This window comes from Streptomyces sp. NPDC088766 (genome assembly GCF_044750845.1).
Classification (GTDB): domain Bacteria; phylum Actinomycetota; class Actinomycetes; order Streptomycetales; family Streptomycetaceae; genus Streptomyces.
The window spans coordinates 131,561-149,023 of record NZ_JBIVKQ010000018.1 but is presented as its reverse complement, the minus strand read 5'-3'; the positions used below and the strand labels follow the sequence as shown (position 1 = coordinate 149,023).

Annotated in this window: 12 protein-coding genes; 10 read left to right on the top strand and 2 right to left on the bottom strand. The window is 73.6% G+C overall.

What is annotated here, in order from left to right; genetic code table 11:
• Positions 1-35: 35 nt before the first annotated feature.
• Together rfbB and ACIP5W_RS24260 are read right to left on the bottom strand one after the other, a co-directional pair.
• Complete coding sequence (gene rfbB / locus ACIP5W_RS24265) at positions 36-1,010, bottom strand: dTDP-glucose 4,6-dehydratase (protein WP_401477233.1); 975 nt, start codon at positions 1,008-1,010, stop codon at positions 36-38.
• Positions 1,007-2,074, bottom strand: coding sequence for a glucose-1-phosphate thymidylyltransferase (locus tag ACIP5W_RS24260; RefSeq protein WP_401477230.1), 1,068 nt, complete (start codon positions 2,072-2,074; stop codon positions 1,007-1,009). Before ACIP5W_RS24260 ends, rfbB begins: the two co-directional genes overlap by 4 nt.
• Before the next feature lie 261 nt (positions 2,075-2,335).
• Between ACIP5W_RS24260 and ACIP5W_RS24255 the strand changes: the two genes are divergently transcribed.
• From ACIP5W_RS24255 to malQ, 10 genes are read left to right on the top strand one after another with little or no spacing between them, the layout of a single operon-like run.
• Entirely contained in the window at positions 2,336-3,628 is a 1,293-nt protein-coding gene (locus ACIP5W_RS24255; protein WP_401477227.1) for an aspartate aminotransferase family protein, read from the top strand.
• Positions 3,625-4,650, top strand: coding sequence for an ATP-binding cassette domain-containing protein (locus tag ACIP5W_RS24250; RefSeq protein WP_401477224.1), 1,026 nt, complete (start codon positions 3,625-3,627; stop codon positions 4,648-4,650). The genes ACIP5W_RS24255 and ACIP5W_RS24250 overlap by 4 nt, the downstream gene beginning before the upstream one ends.
• Positions 4,647-5,456: an ABC transporter permease gene (locus tag ACIP5W_RS24245; RefSeq protein ID WP_401477221.1), complete on the top strand. Its 810-nt coding sequence runs from the start codon at positions 4,647-4,649 to the stop codon at positions 5,454-5,456. Before ACIP5W_RS24250 ends, ACIP5W_RS24245 begins: the two co-directional genes overlap by 4 nt.
• Positions 5,453-6,253: an ABC transporter permease gene (locus ACIP5W_RS24240; protein ID WP_401477218.1), complete on the top strand. Its 801-nt coding sequence runs from the start codon at positions 5,453-5,455 to the stop codon at positions 6,251-6,253. Before ACIP5W_RS24245 ends, ACIP5W_RS24240 begins: the two co-directional genes overlap by 4 nt.
• A 7-nt stretch (positions 6,254-6,260) precedes the next feature.
• Positions 6,261-7,730 (top strand): hypothetical protein, encoded by a 1,470-nt coding sequence (locus ACIP5W_RS24235; protein WP_401477215.1) that lies wholly within the window; start codon positions 6,261-6,263, stop codon positions 7,728-7,730.
• Positions 7,731-7,732: 2 nt separating this feature from the next.
• Complete coding sequence (locus ACIP5W_RS24230) at positions 7,733-9,850, top strand: glycogen/starch synthase (protein WP_401477212.1); 2,118 nt, start codon at positions 7,733-7,735, stop codon at positions 9,848-9,850.
• A complete protein-coding gene (locus ACIP5W_RS24225) occupies positions 9,843-10,976 on the top strand; it encodes a sugar phosphate nucleotidyltransferase (protein ID WP_401477209.1) in 1,134 nt (377 codons plus the stop codon). The genes ACIP5W_RS24230 and ACIP5W_RS24225 overlap by 8 nt, the downstream gene beginning before the upstream one ends.
• Positions 10,973-11,893, top strand: a complete 921-nt coding sequence (locus ACIP5W_RS24220; protein ID WP_401477206.1) for a carbohydrate kinase family protein — start codon at positions 10,973-10,975, stop codon at positions 11,891-11,893. The genes ACIP5W_RS24225 and ACIP5W_RS24220 overlap by 4 nt, the downstream gene beginning before the upstream one ends.
• A gap of 12 nt (positions 11,894-11,905) precedes the next feature.
• The gene (locus ACIP5W_RS24215) at positions 11,906-15,361 is read left to right on the top strand and encodes a Cof-type HAD-IIB family hydrolase (RefSeq protein ID WP_401477203.1); all 3,456 of its coding nucleotides are present in this window, start codon (positions 11,906-11,908) and stop codon (positions 15,359-15,361) included.
• Complete coding sequence (gene malQ, locus ACIP5W_RS24210; protein ID WP_401477200.1) at positions 15,358-17,460, top strand: 4-alpha-glucanotransferase; 2,103 nt, start codon at positions 15,358-15,360, stop codon at positions 17,458-17,460. The genes ACIP5W_RS24215 and malQ overlap by 4 nt, the downstream gene beginning before the upstream one ends.
• Positions 17,461-17,463 lie beyond the last annotated feature (3 nt).

Genomic DNA, 17,463 nt, shown 5'->3' with positions numbered 1-17,463 from the left:
GCCGTTCCCCTGCGACGGCTGCGGGCGTCGTCGCCTCACGTGGCGGCGAACAGGGGGCCCCACCAGTCCGCGTGCCGCTTGTACCACTCCGCGGTGTCGGCCAGGGCGGTCGCGAAGTCGGTGCGCGGCCGGTAGCCCAGCTCGGCGGTGATCTTGCTGTGGTCGACCGCGTAACGCCGGTCGTGGCCCTTGCGGTTGGGGACGTACGAGATCCGGTCCGGACCCGCGCCGCACAGCTCGAGCAACCGGTGCGTCAGCTCCAGGTTGGGCAGCGAGGTGCCGCCCCCGATGTTGTAGACCTCTCCCGGCCGGCCCGATCGGCGGACGAGTTCGACGGCCCGGACGTGGTCGTCGACGTGCAGCCAGTCGCGCACGTGCTGTCCGTCGCCGTAGAGCGGGACGGTGCCGCCGGACAGGAGGCAGGCGAGGAAGCGCGGGATGAGCTTCTCGGGATGCTGGTGGGGGCCGAAGTTGTTCGAGCATCGGGTGACCCGCACGTCGAGGCCGTGGGTGTGGTGGTGGGCCAGCGCGATGAGGTCCGAGGCGGCTTTCGACGCCGCGTACGGCGAGGTCGGACGCAGCTGGTCGCTCTCCTTGGCCGCCCCGTGCGGAAGGGAGCCGTACACCTCGTCGGTGGAGATGTGGACGAAGGTGCGCACGTCGTGGCGGAGCGCGGCGTCGAGCAGGACCTGGGTGCCCAGCACGTTGGTGCGGGTGAAGGAGCCGCCGTCGGCGATGGAGCGGTCCACGTGCGACTCGGCCGCGAAGTGCACGATCTGGTCGTGCCGACCGGCCAGTTCGTGCACCAGAGCCGCGTCGCACACGTCGCCCTGGACGACGGTCAGGTCGGGATGGTCGCGCACGGCGCGGAGGCGGGCGAGGCTGCCGGCGTAGGTGAGTTTGTCGAGGACGGTCACCGCGGTGCCGTCGTACCCTTCGGGCGCCAGGAGGTGGCGGACGTAGGCGGAGCCGATGAAACCCGCTCCGCCGGTGACGAGGATCCGGTTCATGAGGTGAGGTACACCTTGCTGTAGTCGCCGATCACCAGTCGGTGGGCCTGCGGCAGCCGGGGAGCCGGACGTACGACGGCGCCGCGGCCGATGAGGGAGGACTCGATGCGCGACGCCCCCTCCACCTGGGCCCCGCGCAGCAGGACGGAGAACTCTATGGCGCTGTCCTCGACCCGGCAGTCCTCCCCGATGGAGGTGTAGGGGCCGACGCTGGAGTTGCTGACGACGGCACCCGCGCCGATGACGACGGGGCCCACCACGCGCGAGCCGCGCACGATCGCGCCTTCGGCCACCTGCACCCGGCCGACCAGTGTGCTGTGCGGATCGACCTTGCCCTCGATGCGGCCCTCCACCGAGTCCAGGACGTGCCGGTTGACCTCCAGGAGGTCGTCGACGCTGCCGGTGTCCCGCCAGGGCCGGGTGGTGGTGTCGGCCCGGACGGGCAGTCCGTGGTCGATCATCCACTGCACGGCGTGGGTGATCTCCAGTTCGCCGCGCGCGGAGGGGGTGATGGCCCGTACCGCCTCGTGCACGGCCGGGCTGAAGGCGTACACCCCGATGAGCGCGAGGGCGCTGCGGGGGCTGTCGGGTTTCTCCTCCAGGCCCAGCACGTTCCCTTCGGCGTCGACCTCCGCGACGCCGAAGGCGGAGGGGTCCTCGACCGGGGTGAGCAGCAGCCGGGCCGCCGCGGGGTCGGCCGCCGCACGGCGGGCGAAGTCGGTGACCCCCTGCTGGAGGTAGTTGTCCCCCAGGTACAGCAGGAAGTCGTCGTCGCCCAGGAAGTCGCGGGCGATGCGCACGGCGTGCGCGAGGCCCAGCGGGCGGGACTGCCGGAGGTACTCGATGCGTAACCCGAACGCGGCGCCCTCGCCGGTCCGTTCACGGATCTCCCGGCCGTACTCGCCCACCACGACGCCGACATCGCGGATGCCGGCCGCGGCGAGGGACTCGAGGGCGTAGAAGAGCACGGGTTTGTTGGCGATGGGGAGGAGCTGCTTGGCGCCGGTGTGGGTGAAGGGCCTGAGTCTGCTGCCCGTACCACCTGCCAGGACCAGGGCTTTCACCTCGACCTCCGGTGGGGCGGGTCGGTCTGGGGGCTTGTTCTCACAGGTCCCTCCTCGAACGTGAGGCGTGGTGCCGCCGTAAGCACATCGACTCAAGCAGAGCGCGGCAACTTTCCGCAACCACTTTCTGAAACCATCAGCAAAGACTTGCAGGGTTGTGCGTTCAAGTGTTTGACTCAGCGCCGAACCCGCCAACAGTGGTGCGCCGCACCGCAGTTCATCGGCGGTCACGTGCTTTCCGCCCGACGAGCAGGGGCAGCGATGACAGGCTTACGGCAGACAGAGCACCTGGCCCGGGAGGCCCGGCACCTGGCACCGGGCGCTTCCGAGGAAGCCGTCCACGGACGCCGGGTGTTCGCCGAGGGACGCGGTCCCGTGCTGACCGACCTGGACGGCAACCAGTACCTCGACTTCGCCGCAGGCACCCTCACCCAGTCCCTGGGACACGGGCACCCGGAGGTCGTGGAGGCACTCACCGCTCAGGCCCGCCGCCTGTGGAACGTGCACGACAGCGCCACACCGGACCGCGCCGGACTCCTGGAACTGCTGGCCAGGCTGCTGCCCGAGCAGCTCGACACCTACGCGTTCTTCTCCACCGGCGCGGAGGTGGTGGAGGCCGCCCTGCGGGTCGTCCAGGCGACCGCGCCGCCGGGCCGCAACCGGATCGGCGCCCTGCGGCACGGCTTCCACGGCAAGACCATGGGCGCCAGGATGCTCGTGCACTGGGACATCGGCCACCAGGCGTTCAGCGGCAACAGCGTTCTGGGGTACAGCCCTTACTGCTACCGCTGCCCGCTGGGACTCGAGTACCCGTCGTGCGACGTGGCGTGCGCGACACTCGTGCGCAGGCACATCGCCGAGAAGCCCAACGTCTCCGCGCTGGTCTTCGAACCCGTCCTGGGCGCGGCCGGCGTGATCGTGCCGCCGCCGGGCTACTGGGAGCGCATAGCCGACGCCTGCAGGGACAACGGCGTCCTCCTCGTCGCGGACGAGGTCCTCACCGGCGGCGGCCGCACGGGCGCCTTCCTCGCCAGTGAACTCCTGGGCGTGGAACCGGACCTGGCGATGCTGTCCAAGGGCACCGCGAGCGGGTTCCCCTTCGCCGTGCTGGCCGGCCGCGGCGAGCTGCTGCGCAGGCCGGAGGCGGCCACCACGGGGGCGTACGCCTCGACGTACGCGAGCAATCCGCTGGGCATCGCCGCCGCCCGCGCCACCCTCGAAGTCGTCGAACGCGACCGGCTGATCGAACGCGTCCGCGTCCTCGGCGCGCTCATGGAGGACCGCCTGCGCGCCCTGGGCTCCCGCTTCCCGCAGCTGGGCCAGGTCCGCGGCCTCGGGCTGCTGTGGGGCCTGGAGTTCGTCACCGACCCGGTCGGCCGCACCCCCGCCCCCGACATGGCGCGCGCCGTCTACACGACCGCCCTCGACCTGGGACTGCGCACCTCCCTGGGGGGCCACATCCTGCGCCTGGCACCGCCGTTCACGATCGAGGAGGCCCTGCTGGACGAGGGCCTGAGCCTGCTGGAACGGGCCGTCGAGCAGGTGGTCGCGTGATCGTCGCGGAGCGTCTCGTCAAGGAGTTCCGGCTGGCCGAACGCAAACCGGGCCTGGCCGGCAGCCTCTCCACCCTCCTCACCCGCCGGTACCGCGTCGTGCGCGCCGTCGACGACGTCTCCTTCGAGATACCGGCCGGCACCAAGACCGCCTACATCGGCGCCAACGGAGCCGGGAAGTCGACCACCATCAAGATGCTGACCGGCATCATGACCCCCACCTCCGGCCGCTGCCTGGTCGCCGGGCTGGAGCCGTACCGCAACCGGCAGCGCAACGCCCGCACCATCGGCGTCGTCTTCGGCCAGCGCAGCCAGCTGTGGTGGGACCTGTCGGTACCCGACTCCTTCCGCATCCTGCGCCGCATCTACGACATCCCCGAACCGGTCTACCGGCGCAACCTCGCCCTCTTCGGGGAACTCCTCGACATCGGCGCCCTGGGTTCCACCCCGGTGCGCCAGCTCAGCCTGGGGCAGCGCATGCGCGCCGAGATCGCGGCCAGCCTGCTGCACGACCCCGCCGTGCTGTTCTGGGACGAGCCGACGATCGGCCTCGACATGGTGCTCAAGGACGCGGTGCGCCACCTGGTCAACCGCGCCCACCGGGAGCTGGGCACCACCGTGGTGCTCACCAGCCACGACATCGCGGACATCGCCGCGATCTGCGACAGCGCCCTGGTCGTCGACCACGGACGGGTCGTCCACCAGGGGACCCTGCAGGGCCTGCTGCGCACGGCCGACCACCGGTCGGTCGTCTTCGACCACCGGGACGGCACCTCGGCCGCGACGGCCCGGCAGAGCATCGAGGCCGGCCTGCCGGGCGTGCGCGTCACTCCGGACGACGACGGCCGGGTCCGCGTGGACTACCCGACCGGCCGCTACACCTCCCGCCAGGTCCTCGCCTTCCTCCTGGACCGCTTCGACCTCGCCGACTGGTACGCCCCCGAACCGGCCCTGGAGGACGTGCTCCGCAAGATCTACGGCGGCTCCCGCACCGCCGGACCCGTACGCGAGGGCACCCGGTGATCGCCCGCACGCGCCGCTACCTGCCGTTCGCCACCAGCGGCCTGCAGTCCCTGCTGCAGTACCGCTCGATGTTCGCGATGACGGCGATGACCGCGGCCGCCGGCGCCGCGGTGACCGTCTTCCTGTGGCGCGCCGTGTACGCGGGCACGCCCGGCCGCGGCCCCGGCGGCTTCACCGTGCGGGACATCACCACCTACCTGCTGATGGCCCAGATCCTTCAGGTGCTGCACGCCAACCGGGTGGACGACGAGGTCGCGGCCGAGGTGTACCGGGGCGACGTCGCCGTCATGCTCGTACGCCCCGTGAGCTATCCGGTGGTGCGGTTCTTCGCCTGCCTGCCGGTGGTGGGGGCCAACGCCGTCCTGGTCGGGCTGCCGGTCCTCGGCCTGTTCGCGCTGCTCGTCCCGCTCACCGCGCCCCGGCCGGCCGATCTGCTGCTGTTCGCGCTCTCCACCGCGCTCTCGGTGCTGCTGGCGTTCTGCGTGAACCTGCTGACCGGCATGACGGGCTTCCTCACCACCAACACCTGGGGCGTGCGGATGGTCAAGCAGAGCGTCGTCGCCTTCTTCGCCGGACAGCTCGTGCCCCTCGCGCTGATGCCGGGCCCGCTGGCGGCACTCGCCCGTGCCCTGCCCTTCCGCGGGATGGTCGACGGCCCCCTGACCCTGCTGCTCGGCCGCTACGACGGCTGGCCGGACGCCGCCGGGCTGCTCGCCCAGCAGGTGGCCTGGGCGGCCGGGCTGTCGCTGCTGTGCGCCGCACTGTGGCGCGGTGCGCTCGGACGGCTGGAGGTGCTCGGCGGATGACGCGCACGGTGACGCGCTACCTGCGGCTCTCCTGGTTCCTGGGCGGGGTCGGCCTGCACCGGCTGGCGGCCTACCGCACGGACTTCGTGCTAGGCGCGGGCGCCTTCCTGGTGCGGGTCGGCGTGCAGACGGCGGTCGTCGGCCTCGTCTTCCGCCAGGTCCCCGCCGTGGGCGGCTGGTCGTACCACGAGGTGCTGTTCCTGCTGGGGTTCTCCCTGCTGCCGCGCGGGCTCGACCACCTCTTCACCGACCAGTTGTGGGAGCTGGGCCGCAAACTCGTCCAGCGCGGCGAGTTCTACCGCTACCTCGTCAGGCCGGTCGACCCGCTGTTCTCCCTGCTGTCGGAGCGCTTCTTCCACCCCGACGGACTCGGCGAACTCGTCGTCGGAGCCGTGCTGGTGGGCTACGCCGGAAGCGAGCTCGGCCTGTCCCCGACCCCTGTGCAGTGGGTCCTCGCACCCCTGCTGGTGCTGTGCGGCGCCCTCGTGCACACCTCGGTGAAGCTGCTGTTCGCCTCGCTGTCCTTCTGGACGGTGACGAGCATGCCCGCGATGTACGCGGCCAACCAGGTGTCGGAGTTCTCCGCCTACCCGCTGGACATCTACCACCCCTCCCTGAAGGCCCTGCTCACCTGGGTCCTGCCCTTCGCCTTCACCGCCTACGTGCCGAGCCTCTACCTGCTGACCGGCGCCACCGGCCTGCTGGGCTGGCTGCCCGTGGTGACCGCCGGCGCCCTGGCGCTCTCCCTGGCCGTATGGCGCCGCGGCGTCAACCGATACGAGATGACCGGAAGTTGAGTCGGGCATGATACGAAACGACGATCTCGGCCCGCTGTTACGCACCGCCCCGTGGATGCCCGAGGACGGCCGGCGGGCCGAGCGCTACGAGCGTGTCGACCACGCGGAACTCGGAGCCGGCGCCCAGCTGCTGATCGTGGCCGCGGTCGGCGGACCGGCGGACGGACGGCGCTACTTCGTCCCGGTGCGGACCGGCCCCGGAGCGACCGGCGCGGAAGAGGCCCACGGCAGCGTCGAGTTCGACGCCGCCGCGCTCGACGCGGCCCGCGAGGAGCGCCGGCTGGCCACCGCCCGCGGCGGCTCGGTGCGCTTCCGCGGGGCGGGGCTCACGGCGCACCCGGTGCGCCGGCTGCCGTTCGAGCGGGGCTGGTCCTCCAACGTCCTGTCCCTGGTGGACCACGACGGCACGGCCTACGTCCACAAGACCTACCGGCGGCTGGACGAGACCGTCCGCGAACCGGAACTCCTGCGGCTGATGAACCGCACCGGCCGCACCCCGGACTGGGCCGGCGACTACACCTACACCGACCCCGCCGACGGCACCCGCCACCCGCTGGGCGTGTTCTACCGGTACGCGCCGGGCGACGGCATCGACCTGCCCCTGCGGCAGAGCATGCGGTCGCTGTGGCCGAGGATCACCGACGGACAGGACCCCGGCGGCCTCGAGGACGTGATCCGGGCGCACCTGCGGCCGCTGGCGCCGAACCTGCGCGACGCCGGGCGGTTCCTGGCCGGCTTCCACGGCGACCTGGCGGACCGGCTCGGCGGACGTCCCGGACCGCCCTATCCGGTACAGGAGGTGCTGGCCCGTGCCGCCGCCCGCACGGCCGCTCTCGCCTCGGCGGAGATCGCCCTGCCCCCGGCCCCGCGCAGCGCCGCCTTCGCGGCCCTGCGGGAGGAGAGCGCCGCGCTGCGGGGCGCCTTCGACGCCGCCCCGGCCGGGTTCCCCTCGGGTCCCTGCCACGGCGACCTGCACCTGTCGCACCTGCTGTGCCGGCCGCGGGACGACGGAAGCTGGTCGATGCACGTGATCGACATGTCCACCCCCGCCCTGAACCCCGGCGAAGCCGGCTGGGCGGCGCAGTCACCGGTGCAGGACCTCGTCGCCGTCCAGCGCGCCCTGGAGTACTTCACCGCCGACGAGGCGGCCTTCGAGAGCGCGCGGCGCCTCGGCGTCGACTCCACCGAGACGATGCGGGGCGCGCTGGACGGCGCCGGCGACTGGCCGCCCGGTCCGCGCGCCGTGCTGCGGCGGGTCTTCCACGCCGCCGACCTCTGGCGGACGCACGTCCTGCGGCTGCTCCTGGGACGGACCGCCGACGACCCGCTGCGCCGCCTGCTGTACCTCGGCCGGCTGCTGCACGAACTCGCCTACAACATCGACCACGCCCGCCCCTACCACGCCGCCATCGACCTGCGCCACGCCCTCGCGCTCGGCGCCCGCACCCCGGCCCCGACCATTCCGGCAAGGACGTGACCGTGACCGAGCCCCGAATGCACATCATCGAGACCTACTTCGAATGCTGCGGCTTCGACCACACCTTCCTGCAGGGCGGCACCTCGGTGTACCTGTGGAACCTCTCCCGGGCGTTCGCCGCCCGCGGCCACCGGGTCTCCATCGTGACCCCCGCGCACGGCAGGCTGGACGACCTGCGCGGCCGGTACGAGGTGGAGGACCTCGACTACGCGGACGAGTACGTCCTGCCGCTGGTCCTCGACCCGGACGTGTGGCACGGCTTCCCCGCCGAGGTCCGGCTGCCGCTGCGCACCACCGCGCACCGGATCCGCCTCGACGGGGTGGACCTGTACTTCCTGTCCAACGACTACCTCGACCGGCTCCCGGATACCTTCTACCCGCCCTACTCCGCCAAGGGCGAAGACCTGGTCTTCTTCAAGCCGCTGGTCTTCCAGGCGGACAGCGTGCGCTTCCTGCGCCGCTGGTTCGGCGAGGAGAAGGCCCTCGTCCACGCCCACGAGCCCTACTACCACTACCTGCTGCCGGCCGCCCTGCGCGAGGACCCGCTGAAGCTCGTCGTCAGCACGGTGCAGAGCAACATGCCGATCGCCAAGAAGGTGTACGCGCCCGAGGTCCGCCGGCTCCTGGAGCTGCTGGGCGCCGAGGCCGTCCTCCCACAGGACGGGCCGCAGGACGGCCCGTCGGCGGACCCGTCGGCGGGCCCGGAGCTCGAAGCGGTCAGCCAGTACCAGCAACTGACCCATCTGCACTACGAGTACCCGCCGGACCACGTCGCCCTCTACGAGCTGGTCCTGGAGAACGCCGACCTGGTCGACTTCCTCTCACCCGGCCAGCTCGACTTCTACGCGTCCTTCCGGGACACCCCCTTCGAGGCGCTCTTCGCCCACCTGCCCCTGGCCCGCACCGTGCGGGAGAACGCGCACAAGATGTTCGTCGGAGGCTGCGCGATCTCCGACCGGTGGCTCGCCTGGGACCCGCAGGAGGTGGACCGGTCGGCGGTGCTCGAAGGGCTCGGGCTGGACCCCGCGCTGCCCACCTTCTTCCACAACGCCCGCTACGCCCTGCACCACAAGGGCCAGCTGGAGCTGATGCGCGCCGTCGACCGGGTGCTCGGCGACGGCCTGGCCGCCAACTTCGTCGTGCGCTGCATCTCCGGCGCCGCGCTCGACGACCCGTACTTCCGCGAGGTCGCCGCACGGCATCCGGGGCGGCTGCACCTGGAGTCGGAGCGGGTCGACGAGCGACGGGTGTTCGAGTACGCGGCGGCCTCCGACTTCTGCCTCTTCCCGTCCAAGTTCGAGATGGACACCTTCCTCATCGCGCAGGGCGAGGCGATGGTCTGCGGAGCGGTGCCGATCGCCACGGCGCAGGAGGGCATGGCGCACTTCCGCCACGCCCGGCCCGAGCCGGAGACCACGGGCCTCGCCGTCAACCGCTCCTTCGCCGAGGACGACCCGCTGCTCACCGCCGCGCTCGTCGCGCGCATCCACGAGGCGGTGACGCTGTGGTCGAAGGAACCGGAGCGGTACCGGGAGCTGTCGGAGCGTGCGACGGCGGTGGCCCGGCGGTTCACCTGGGAGCACTGCGCGGAGCTGCACCTCGCCGCCTTCGGCCGCCTGTGGCGGGGCGAGCCGGCCGAACTGCCCGCCGAACGGGCGCTGCGGCACGGCTGGTTCGACCTGCTGAAGGACGACGAGATCACCGAGGAGGCGGCGCTCGCCCACGGCGACCTGGCGGCGTACGCGCGTCAGGCCCCCCTCGACGCCGCGGCCGCACACCGGTTCTTCCGCACCGCGTGGGAGCGGGCCGACTTCACGACCTGCGAGCGGATCGTGGACCGCTTCCCCGCCGCCGTGACCGCCGAGGAGACCCGGAGCCTGCGTGAGCGGTGCTCGGTCGCCGACGACGGCCGGCTGGTGTACCGGCTGGCGCACGCCGAGCGGGTGGAACTGGTGACCCCGGCCCGGCGCGACGCGGCGGCCCGTGCGCTGCCCGAGGTGAAGGAGCTGCGCCGCACCGGGCCGGGCGAGTTCGAGGGACCACCGCCGACGCCGGACGCCCGGCTGCTGCTGACCCTGGCCTGCGGACGGGTCACCTGGGACGAGGCCCGTCATGGCTGAGCGCGCGGGGGTGCGCGCCGTGCTGCTCGCGGGCGGCGAGGGACGGCGCATGGGACCACTGGGCACGGGACGCCTGAAGCCGCTCGTCCCGTACGGCGGCGCCTGCCGCCTGATCGACTTCAGCCTCGCCAACGCGCGCGCCTCGGGACTGGGAGAGGTGCTGCTGCTGTCCCAGTACGAGGAACGCCGGCTGATGGACGACCTGCACCGGACGTGGAACCGGGACCCCGGCTTCCGGGTCCACTTCGGGCCGTACGACGACGCCTACCGGGCGGCGGGGGGCGGGCTCCCCCGTGAGCTGCCCGAACGCACCTGGCCGGCCGAACGCGGCACCGCGGACGCCCTGATCCGCAAGGCCGGGCACGTCTTCGGCGGCGATCGCGAGCAGGTCCTGGTCCTGCACGCCGACCACGTCTACCGTTTCGACTACGGGCCGCTGATCGCGGAGCACCGGGCCCGTGGCGCCGCCCTGACGATCGCCTACCAGCGGATCGAGCGGCGCTGGGTCCACCTGTTCGGCATGGTCCGCTTCGACCGTGCCGGCCGGCTCACCGAGTTCGTGGAGAAGCCCGCCGAGCCGACCAGCGACCTGGTGTTCGCCGCCTTCTGCGTCTTCGACGCCGCGGTGCTGCACCGCTACCTGGAGAAGCTCGACGGCACCGACTGGCAGCACGACATCAGCCGGGACGTCATCCCCGCGATGCTCGCGGGCGGAGAGGACATCCGCGGCCACGAGGTCCTGGGCCACTGGGAGGACATCGGCACGGTCGAGCGCTACCACCGGGCGCACCTGATGCTCGCGGCGGGCGGGCCGCGGGCCGGACTCCCGGTCGAGCGGATGCCCCGGACCGTGCGGCCCGGGGTGGACCGCGGCTGGGTGGCCGACTCCCTGGACGTGGTCGCCTCGTTGGTCCCGGCGGACCTCGTCAACGAAGGCCGGGTGGAGCACAGCGTGCTCTTCCCCGGCGTCACCGTCGGGGCGGGCGCGCGGGTCCGGCGCAGCGTGCTGCTGCCCGGCGCGCGCGTCCGCCCCGGTCAGGACATCGACTCGGCGGTGGTCCTGGAGAACGGACACGTGCAGCGGGTCGAGGACACCGCGGCCGTCACGGAAGGAACCCGTACATGAGCCTGCCCCCCTACGACGTCCTGGTGGTCGGCGGCGCCGGTGTGGACACCGTCGTCCGCGTCGAGAAGCTGGAGGTCCCCCCGGGCGATTCGCTGCACGTCCCGCCCGTGTACGACTACGTCGCGCACACCGGCAACGGGGTGGCGCTCGGCTGGCACGCCCTCGGCCTCGCCACGAAGTTCATCGACTTCCTCGGCGACGACCCCCAGGGTCACGCGGTGCTCGCCGCGTACGCCGAGCGCGGCCTCGACTTCAGCCACGTGGTGTCCCCGCACGGCACGCCGCGCGGCGTCAACCTGGTCGACGCGCAGGGCCGCCGCTTCTCCTTCTACGACTCCCGGCACCCGGAGGACCTGCGGCTGCCCCGTGCTTTCTACCTGCCCCACCTGGAGCGGGCGCGCCACGTCCACCTCTCCATCGTCGGACACAACCGCGACCTGTACGAGGACGTCCACCGGCTCGGCGTGAGCAGTTCGACCGACCTGCACGACTGGGACGGCGTCAACCCCCACCACCGCACCTACGCCCTCGCCTCCGACTACGTCTTCATGAGTGCCGCGGCCGTCCACGACCGGCTGGAGGAGGTCCTGCACGGCATCGTCGACGAGGGCCGGGCCCGCCTCGTCGTGGCCACCGACGGCGCGGCCGGCTGCCACCTGCTGGTGCGGGGCGAGACGAAGGCGCGCCACTTCCCCGCGGTGCGGCCCGAGCGGCCGGTCGTCGACAGCAACGGCGCCGGCGACGCCTTCGTCACCGCCTTCCTCCACGCCCACCTGGAGGGGCGGCCGGTGGAGGAGTGCGTCCTGGCCGGTTCGGTGGCCGGGGCGTTCGCCTGCGCGAGCGCCGGCACCCACACCGAGTTCATCGATCTGCCCGGCCTGCGCGCGGCCTGCGCCCGCGCGCGCACGGCGGAGTAGGGAGCGCCCCAGGTGCACATCATCACCTTCTCCTTCGAGTGCGGCGGCTTCGACAGCCGGCTGATGCGCGGCGGCCTCTCCCCGCTCGTGTGGAACCTCTCCCGCGAGTACGCCGCACGCGGCCACCGCGTCTCCCTGGTCACGCCCGCGCACGGGCAGCTGGACGCCCTGCGGGAGCGGTTCGACGTACGCGAGCTCGACTACCGCGACGAGCACACGGTGCCGCTGGTGCAGGACCCCAAGGTGTGGCCCGGCCTGCCCGCCGAGACGGGCCTGGCCCTCGACACCCGCGCCCACCTGCTACGGCTGGACGGCGTGGACGTCTACCTGCTGTCCGACGCCCAGCTGGACCTGCTGCCGGACCGGCTCTACCCGCCACCGGCCATGGAGGGCCGGGACCCGGCCCACTTCAAGCCGTTGGTCTTCCAGGTGGACGGCCTGCGGTTCCTGCGGCGGTACCTGGCGGGCGGTCCGGCGATCGTGCACGGCTTCGAACCCGCCTACCACTACCTGCTGCCGGCGGTCCTCGCCGACGACGACCGGTACCGGACGGTGAGCACGGTCGCGGCGAACGCCCCCGTCACGCAGAAGGTGTACCGGCCGCAGGTGGAACGCCTGCTGGAGCTGTTCGGGGTGCGCGGTCCGGATCTCGACGCCCTGGACGGGCCGCCGCCCGCCGAGGACTCCCCCGCCGCCACCGTGGCCCGTGCCCTGGCCGGCACCCGGATGCACGTCGAGCACGGCCCGGACCACGTGGGCGTGTTCCCGCTGATCGCCGCGGACGCGGATCTGATCGACTTCGTCTCCCCCGGGCAGCTCGACCACTACGTCACCTGGGAGGGCACGCCGTTCCAGGCGCTGTTCGAGTCGCTGCCCGTGGCCCGGCGGCTGCGCGAGCACGCCGACCGGCTGCTGGCGGGCGGCTGCGGCATCTCGGACAGCTGGCTGGCACGTGACCCGGCGGCGGTGGACCGGGCCGCGGTGCGCCGGTCGCTGGGGCTGACCGGGTCCGGCCCGGTCTTCTACCACGCCGCCCGCTACGCGGTGCACCACAAGGGACAGCTGGAGCTGATGCGGGCCGTGGAGGAGGTGCTGGCCGGCGACCCGGAGGTCGGTTTCGTGATCCGCTGCTCGACCGGGGGCGGCGGCGACGCTCCGGCGACCGTGGCGAACGCCGCGTTCCAGCGGCTGGCCGAGCGGCATCCGGGCCAGGTGCACCTGGACTGGCGGCTCGCCGACGAGGACACGCTGTTCACGCAGGCCGCGAGCGCCGACTTCTGCGTCTTCCCCTCCAAGTTCGAGCTGGACGGCTTCCTCATCGCCCAGGCCGAGGCCATGGCCTGCGGGGCGGTGCCCGTCGCGACGGCCCAGCGGGTGACCTCCCATTTCGGGCACCATCGGCCGCTCGGCGACCCCGCCGCGACCGGGTTCTCGGTGCCCGGTTCCTTCCGCGACGACGACCCGCTGCTGGCCCGTGCTCTCGCGGAGCGCATACGTGAGGCCGTGACGGTCTTCCGCACGGCACCCAACACCTACGCCCGGCTGTCGGACAACGCCCGCCGCGTGGGCCGCTCGTTCACCTGGGCACGCAGCGCCGACCTGCGGCTGGCGGCCTGCGAACGGCTCCTGCGCGGTGAGCGCGCACAGCCGGCCGTCGAGGAGCTGGTGGAGCGGGGCTGGCTGGACACGCTGCCCGCGAGCGCCTTCACCGAGCACCGGGACCTGGTGGTCCGGGCGGCGACGGAACGCGGTGACGCGGACGCCCTCGCCCGTGCTCTCGGGTGCGGCGCCGACGAGCTGGACGCGGACACCTGGGAGCGGTTGTTCGAGTCGGCGTACGGGCGGGGCGACTTCGCCCGTTGCGCGGAACTGGCCCGGCGGGCGGGCCGACCCGATCTGCGGGCCCGGTCGGCGGACCGGTTCCGGCTCAGCAGGGCCGGGGACGGCACCTGGCGGGTGCGGTACGCGCACCCCGGTGCGGACCGGGTCGAGCTCGTGGTCGAGGCGCCCGCGCCGCCGGCCGGCACCGGGCCGGCGGAAGCCGCGGTGCCGACCCCGGAAGAATCCTCCCCGGCCGGGCGTGTGGAGCCCGGCCCGGAAACGGCCGCCCCGGCCGAACCCGCAGTGGCGGACCCACGAGGGGCCACGGCGGCCGGATCCGCGGCCGCCGGCCCGGTGACCGTCACCGTGACCGGACCCGCTGCCGCCGCCGGCCCGGTGACGGCCACGGCTGCCCGAGCGGCAGCGGCCGCCCCGGAGAAGGCCACGGCGGCCCGACCCGTGACGGCCGCCCCGGAAAGGGCCACCGCGGCCCGGCCCTCGGTGGCCGCCTTCTCCGCCGCCGCCACGGTTCTCGCGAGCGGTGAGGGCGGCCCGCAGCCCGGCCCGTCGGCCGGGAGCCGTCGTCGGCCGGGCCCCGTGGGCCCGCCGACGGTGCCGGCACCGCACCCCGTGCGGGAGTCCGCCGCCGAGACCTTCGCCTCCGACGAACCGGCTCCCTCCACCGGCGGCACGGCCCTGCGGCCGCTGACCCCCGACGGCGGCACCGCCGGCGTGTTCACGGGCGCGCTCGACGGCCCGCCCGTCGGCAGCCACGCCGTGGCCATGGTGACGCTGCGTTCGGGCCGCGTGGTCTGGGACGCGGTGCCGGCCCGCGTGCCCGCGTTCCGTGTGGTGGCGACCGACCTGGACGGCACGTTGCTGCGCGGCGACCTGACGGTCTCCGACCGCACCCGCCGGGCCCTGGAACGGGTCGCCGCGTCCGGCGCCCACCACCTCGTGGTCACCGGGCGCCCGGCGGTGGCCTGCAAGCACCTCCTGGACGCCCTCGGCTACCGGGGCCTGGCCGTGTGCGGCCAGGGCGCGCAGCTCTACGACGCCGGCGCCGACCGCCTGCTGTCCTCGCTGGCCCTGGACCGCGGCCTCGCCCGCAGCGTCGTCGAGCGGGTCGAGGCGGAACTCGGCCGGGTCGAGCTGGGCATCGTCACCTCGCCGCCGGAGAGCCGGTTCAAGGTCACCCCGGGCTTCGGGGAGCGGGTCCGCCACGGCTGGGACGTGACCACCGACCGCGACCTGCTGTGGACCTCGCCCATCGACAAGCTGATCCTGCACCATCCCGAGGTCGACGAGGACCGGCTGGCGGCCGTGACCCGGCGGCTGACGGGCTCGGAGGTGAGCGTCGTCCACTCGGTCAAGGGCATGGTGGAAGTGCTGCCCGCGGGCACCGACAAGGGCACCGGCGTCGCCCGGGCCGCCGAACTGCTGGGGTTCACGGGCGCCGACACCGTCGCCTTCGGCGACATGCCCAACGACGTTCCGCTGCTGGCCTTCGCCGCTCACGGCGTGGCGGTGGCCAACGCCCACCCCGAACTGCGGGCCATGGCCGACGAGGTCGCCCCCGGTAACGACGAGGACGGGGTCGCCGCCGTCCTGGAACGTCTCTTCCCGCCGGTGGAGGTGGGCCCGTGAGCCGGAGCACCGCACCCGACGCGTCCCTGCGGGAACTGGCCCGCGCGCTCGGCGTGAGCACCGAGTACGTCACCGACCGCGGGCACCGCGTCACCGTCGCCGCGGACACCCTGGTCGCCGTCCTGGCATCGTGCGGCGTGGACGCGAGCACCCCGGACGCCGCACGGCGGGCGCTCGCCGGCCGGCGCGCGGCGGACGCGGACAGGCTGCTGCCGGCCTGCGTCGTCGCCCGTGCCGGGGCGGCGGTGGGACTGCGGCTGCCACCGGGGGCGCGGGCCCGCGTCGTTCTGGAGGGCGGCGGCGAGTGCGGCCCCACGGCACCGCTGCCGCCCGGCGCGCACGTCCTTCAGGTGGAGGCCGGCCGGCGGCGGGCGTCCGCGCCTCTGCTGGCGGTGCCCGACCGTGTTCCGGTGCCCGGGCGTCGCAGCTGGGGTTTCCTGATCCAGCTGTACTCGGTGCTCTCCCGCCGGTCCTGGGGCATGGGCGACCTGGCCGACCTCGCGGAACTGGCCTCCTGGTCCGGCCGTGAACTGGGCGCGGACTTCGTCCAGCTGGGGCCGCTGCATGCGGTGGAACCGGGGCCGCTGCCCGATCCCTCGCCGTACCGGCCGAGTTCACGGCGTTTCGCCGACCCGATGCACGTCCGGGTGGAGGAGGTGCCGGAGTACCGGTATCTGGGCGCGGAGGCCCGCCGTGCGGTGGACTCCTGCGCCCGGCGGGCCCGGGCCCTCAACGACCGTGTGCTGCGCGGCGAGGCGCTGATCGACCGGGAGGCGGTGCGCGCCCTCAAGCACGAGGCGCTGCGCCTGCTGTACGAGGTGCCGCCGACGCCGGGCCGCCGTGCGGAGCTGGCGGCGTTCGTCGCCCGTGAGGGCCGGGACCTGACGGACTTCGCCACCTGGTGCGCGCTGGCCGAGGTGCACGGGGGTGCCTGGCGGTCCTGGCCCGGCGCACTGCGTGATCCCCGGTCGCCGCGGGTGGCCGAGGCGCGCGGGGAGCTGGCGGAGTCCGTCGCGTTCCACCGCTGGCTGGCGTGGATCACCGACGAGCAGCTCGCCGGTGCGCAACGGGCGGCGACGAGCGCGGGCATGGCCATCGGCCTGGTGCACGACCTCGCGGTGGGCGTCGCGCCCGAGGGGGCGGACGCCTGGGCGCTCCAGCACTGTCTGGCCGGCCGGATGAGCGTCGGGGCTCCCCCGGACGACTTCAATCCCCTCGGGCAGGACTGGGGCCAGCCGCCCTGGCGGCCCGACGCGCTGGCCGCCGAGGGGTACCGGCCGCTGGCCGGGCTGCTGCGCGCCGGCATGCGGCACGCGGGCGCCCTGCGGGTCGACCACGTGATGGGCCTGTTCCGGCTGTGGTGGGTGCCCGAGGGCCGTCCGCCGTCCGAGGGGACGTACGTCCGCTACGACGCCGAGGCCATGCTCGGCGTGCTGCTCCTGGAGGCGCACCGGGCCGGGGTGGCGGTGATCGGCGAGGACCTCGGCACGGTGGAGAGCGGGGTCCGCGAGGAGCTGGCCGCGCGCGGCGTGCTCGGCACGTCGGTGCAGCGGTTCGAGTACCTGGGCGGTTCCGAGGGCAGGCACGGCCCGCTGCCCGCGGACCGGTGGCGCAGGAACTGCCTGGCCACGCTGACCACGCACGACCTGCCGACGACCGCGGCCTGGCTGAGCGGCGAGCACGTCGACCTGCGGGCCGGACTGGGACTGCTGACCCGCCCGGAACCGGAGGAGAAGGCTCAGGCGGTCGCCGAACGGGACGCCTGGCTGGCCGAGTTGCGCCGGCTGGACCTGCTGCCCGACGCCGACGGCGAGGTCGTCGCCCTGCACCGCTTCCTGACCCGCACGCCGTCGACGCTGCTCGGCGTGTGGCTGCCGGACGCGACCGGCGACCGCAGACCGCAGAACCTTCCCGGCACCGCGGACGTGCACCCCAACTGGCGGCTGCCCGTCGCGGACCGGCACGGCCGGCCGGTGCCGTTGGAGGACCTGTCCGGCCGTCCCGACGTACAGGCCATCGCCCGCGTGTTCGACGACAGTGACCCGCACGGAACGAAGACCGAGGAGAGAGATGTCAGGCCAGGCTCTTGCACAGGTTGAGGG